Below are 4059 nucleotides of genomic sequence, written 5' to 3'. Positions count from 1 at the left end.
CTCATAGAGCAGCTCAACCAAGCCATATTACAAGAAGCGGTGCAGGGCAAGTTAGTGCCACAAGACCCCAATGACGAACCCGCCAGCGAATTGCTCAAACGCATCAAAATGACCAGGGTTGGGTTTCAACCCGACCCAAATGAAAAAATTGGGCTAAAGCCCAATCCATCCGCAATCAATAGGGCGGGGTTTAAACCCCGCCCTAAGAAAGAATTACCACCCATTAAACCCGAAGAGATACCGTTTGACATTCCTGATAATTGGGTGTGGTGTAGGTTGGGGGAGATTTGTTCTAAAATCACAGATGGTTTTCATAATACACCACCAAAAGTTGCAGAAGGCTTCCCTTATATTGCAGCTACCCACGTAAAATCAGACAAAATAGATTGGGATGGCTGTAATTATGTATCAGAAAAATTTCATAGAGAACTTTATTTAAAAGCGACACCTAAAAAAGGCGAAATACTTGTTGTGAATATTGGAGCAGGTTGTGGGACACCCGCTATAATTGATGTGGATTTTGAATTTAGTTTCAAAAACACTGCTATATTGAAATTTGACCAATCAGAGATTTACAACAAGTATATTTTCTATTACTTCATTTTGAAAAGGGATGAATTCTATAAAGACCTTACAAAAGGAGGATTACAACCTTTTTTGAGCCTTAAAATTTTAAATGAAATTGTATTCCCCCTTCCCCCACTCTCCGAGCAAAAACGCATCGTGGCAGAAATAGAAAAGCAATTGGCCAAAACCAAACAATTAAAAGAGCTTGTTTTGGCTAATCAGGCTGCTACGGAGCAATTATTAAAGGCACTTTTACACGAGGTATTCGAAGTAAAAGAAAAAGATTAGGCTAAAGCCTTAATGGAAATGAAATTTTAATTATTAACAGGCTGACGCCTGTTGCAATTCAATGTTGCAATTCTCTTTTGCATTGCAATGCAATTTACTATTGCAATTGAATAAACAGGAGATGAATTACCACCTGCTTTAGCGAGTGGTAGCCAACCAACAAGCCACCGAGCAATTGCTCAAAGCCTTGCTGCATCAGGCGTTTGAGGTGGAGGAAATTGAAGTAGTAAACAGTTAGTATGAGAAGAATAGACAAAGACACCTTTTTACAGGTCTTCAAAAAATAACTGACGTCATGCATAATCCGTCAGCTGCAGACAGGAAAAACGGATTCCCGAAATAAATCCGGTACAAGCAACTATGTTGCAGGGATATTTTCATGAAATATTCAGGCATCATAACGTTCCTGATTTCCCGACAAAGAATAAATTTGCACAAAAATGAAAATGATGAAAAGATATTTTTATCTGGTATTGATACTGCTTGGTATTTTCAGTATTCAATCCTGTCAGAAAAAGCAAAAAGAAGAAGTTAAGCCCGTGAAAGTAACCATTATCAGGTCGGTATCGGCTGATGCGTTCACGGAGCTTGAAAATGGCATCAGGGAACAGCTTTCCGGCAAAAACATTGAAATCAACAGCTACAGTGCCGAAAGCGATCCTTCTAAATTTGAAACAGTGGTCAAATCAGCATTGCTTGGAAAACCGGATTATCTGGTTATCTGTGGGGCATTACTGGCCAATATTGCCTATAGTCCTCAGTACCGGGAATCCTTGCCTGTGGTGATATCCACTGCCGTTGATGAACCCGATGGGGTTGAAATTCTTGTCAGGGAGGGAATAAATCCACCCAGAAAATCCCCACTCGCCATTGTAGCCGGAATGCCCGAAGAAAGTGCCTATGACGGACTTGCCAGAAACATGAAACTAATCAGGCCGGATATGAAAAAAGCCGGAATATTATACAGTGAAGGAGATATTTCTGCAAAAATTACTGCAGAAAAGACCATTCAATCTCTTGAAAAAGAAGGTATTACAACTGAAAAAGGATTGCTGACTTCTCCTGATGATGTGATGAAAGTGTTAAAAGCACTTATCGTTAAAAAAGTGGAAGCCATCATTCTTCCGCACGATAAATTTGCCATGTTAAGCTCTAATGCCATTGCAAAGGAATGTCATTCACTGGGAATTCCGACTTTCAGCCTCGATGATATGTCGGTCAAAAAAGGTGGCCTTGCTTTCAGCTGTGCCATTGAATATCATGATTTGGGCGTATTGACAGGTCAAACCGTACTGGAAATTATTGAAGGAAAAAAAGCTGAGGAAATACCCGTCAGACGAATTGCCAAACCAAATTTTTATATCAATAAAAAGGCTGTTTTTGACGATATGAAGCTGACTTTACCTCAGGAGCTTACCCAAAATGCCATCATTCAATAATATCTTTTGGAGAAAATCTTCGATTTAATTCAGGTTGGCTTATACGAAGGATTTATCTGGGTACCTTTTGTACTCGGAGTAGGTATTCTTTACCGTTACCTGAAAATTATCGACATCAGCATTGAGGGAGCCGCTGTGGCTTCAGGCATTATGGCTGTGGTATCCTTTAATTATTCCCAGTCATATTTTTTATCTTTACTTTCCGCAATAATTACCTCCATTGTGGTATATACCATCGTTTTTTTTCTGATCAGAAAATTTCAGGTACATCCCATACTGGCCGGTATTATACTGACACTGATTATTCATTCAGCAGCAGCCATCATCATAGGGGAATCTCTTGTATTACAAGGCTCTACCCTCTTCTCCGGTGTTTTTTCTTTTTCATGGCTCGTTTTTGCGGTCAGCATTCTGATCCTGCTTTTGACAGAATTATTTTTCAGAACTCACACCGGACTGAAAATCAGATATGCCGGCAGAGAGGAAAATCAACATAACTCTTTGAGAAATAATGCATTAATCTTTCTGGCTTTTGTTGCAACGGCTATTATCATTTCAACCGGTTCCTTTATTTATGTCCACAAACAGGGAGTAGCCCGAAGTGGTGGCGGGTTCGAATTCCTCATTGTGGCACTTGGCTCTTTCCTGATTACTGATAAATTTCTCGAGTTTTCCGTTAAAAAACTGGTTTTCAGAACCAAAACATCTTATAACCGAAAACTTTTTATCCTGATTTCCCTGCTCAGATCTCCCGTTTTCAAAGCACTGACAGGATCACTTGTTTTTCAAACCATTGCGATTTTCGTCATCTTCTATACCCCGAATCCTTCCTGGTGGAAATTGCTGTTTGCCCTGATTTTACTTCCCGGTGCGGGTGTTTTGCCGGCAAAGGCAGGAAGAAAACTGCAACGTAATTTTTCTTCCTCTGAAGATGGCATCCGGCTTAAAGACATCTGTTTTTCTTATCAGACTGATTACATTAATAAACAGATTTTCAAAGGCTTAAATGCAAATTTCAAAAGAGGTATTAACATCATACAAGGTGAAAACGGCAGCGGAAAAACCAGTCTGCTTAAAATCATTCATTCTACATTATTGCCGGACAGCGGAGAGATCATTGCCTCAGAATCCTTACATTTTCCCGACTCTGTTTTTTACCTGACACAAAACCCTTTCGACAGTCTGAATCAGGAAATGACAGTTTTTGAAAATCTTTGTATCAGTCTGGCAGAAAAGAATTTATATATTACGCGGACAAACAGGCTAAAATACATTCTGGACGAAAGGCTTAAAGCATTTAACCTCCCCGGTCTTGATAAGCAAGATGAACAACTGATGTTTCAGTTTGCCAGAAATCTGTCGGGCGGACAGGCGCAAAAGGTTGTTTTATACATGAGTGTATTAAAAGACCCTCAGGTTATTCTGGCAGATGAACCATCGAGCGGAATGGATACAAGCAATTTTCAAGGCCTGCTTCAAATCATGGAAAGCTTTCAGAAAAAAGGGAAACTGATTATCATCGTAACCCATGATGTCAGGTTAAAAAATATCCCTGCCTCTCATTTTGAATTGAAAGACGGACATCTGAATACCTGCTGACAGTATTACCATGAATGGAGAATTACAATTACAGGAATTTTCTGTTTTTTTATATCCTTACCTCAGGTTCATGATTGTTAACAGGGAATATTAGTATTTTTGAATGAGAAGGTTTGGGAGTGAGTTAGAAACTGTTACCAAAATATCCTCCCTGCGGGACTTGAGT

At 39.6% G+C, this 4059-nt stretch carries 4 protein-coding genes; 3 read left to right on the top strand and 1 reads right to left on the bottom strand.

Annotated elements, in window-relative coordinates; all coding sequences use genetic code 11:
- Positions 1-855: hypothetical protein (locus GX437_11135; protein ID NLJ08215.1), on the top strand; the 855-nt coding region annotated here is incomplete at its 5' end.
- Positions 856-952: 97 nt separating this feature from the next.
- On the opposite strand, the gene GX437_11130 is transcribed toward GX437_11135, so the two are convergent.
- Positions 953-1111: a hypothetical protein gene (locus GX437_11130; GenBank protein ID NLJ08214.1), complete on the bottom strand. Its 159-nt coding sequence runs from the start codon at positions 1109-1111 to the stop codon at positions 953-955.
- A gap of 190 nt (positions 1112-1301) precedes the next feature.
- Here GX437_11130 and GX437_11125 point away from each other — a divergent pair, with 190 nt between their 5' ends.
- Positions 1302-2294 (top strand): hypothetical protein, encoded by a 993-nt coding sequence (locus GX437_11125; GenBank protein NLJ08213.1) that lies wholly within the window; start codon positions 1302-1304, stop codon positions 2292-2294.
- Between the two features lie 6 nt (positions 2295-2300).
- Positions 2301-3893, top strand: coding sequence for an ATP-binding cassette domain-containing protein (locus GX437_11120; protein NLJ08212.1), 1593 nt, complete (start codon positions 2301-2303; stop codon positions 3891-3893).
- The last annotated feature ends 166 nt before the right edge of the window (positions 3894-4059 follow it).

It is taken from the genome of Sphingobacteriales bacterium, assembly GCA_012517435.1.
In the GTDB taxonomy this organism is placed as follows: domain Bacteria; phylum Bacteroidota; class Bacteroidia; order CAILMK01; family JAAYUY01; genus JAAYUY01.
This window is presented reverse-complemented; position numbering and strand designations above follow the sequence as displayed.

What these genes read in the sequence shown, in the direction of transcription:
- GX437_11125 (NLJ08213.1), top strand. Translation starts at nt 1,302, where the DNA reads ATGATGAAAAGATATTTTTATCTGGTATTGATACTGCTTGGTATTTTC.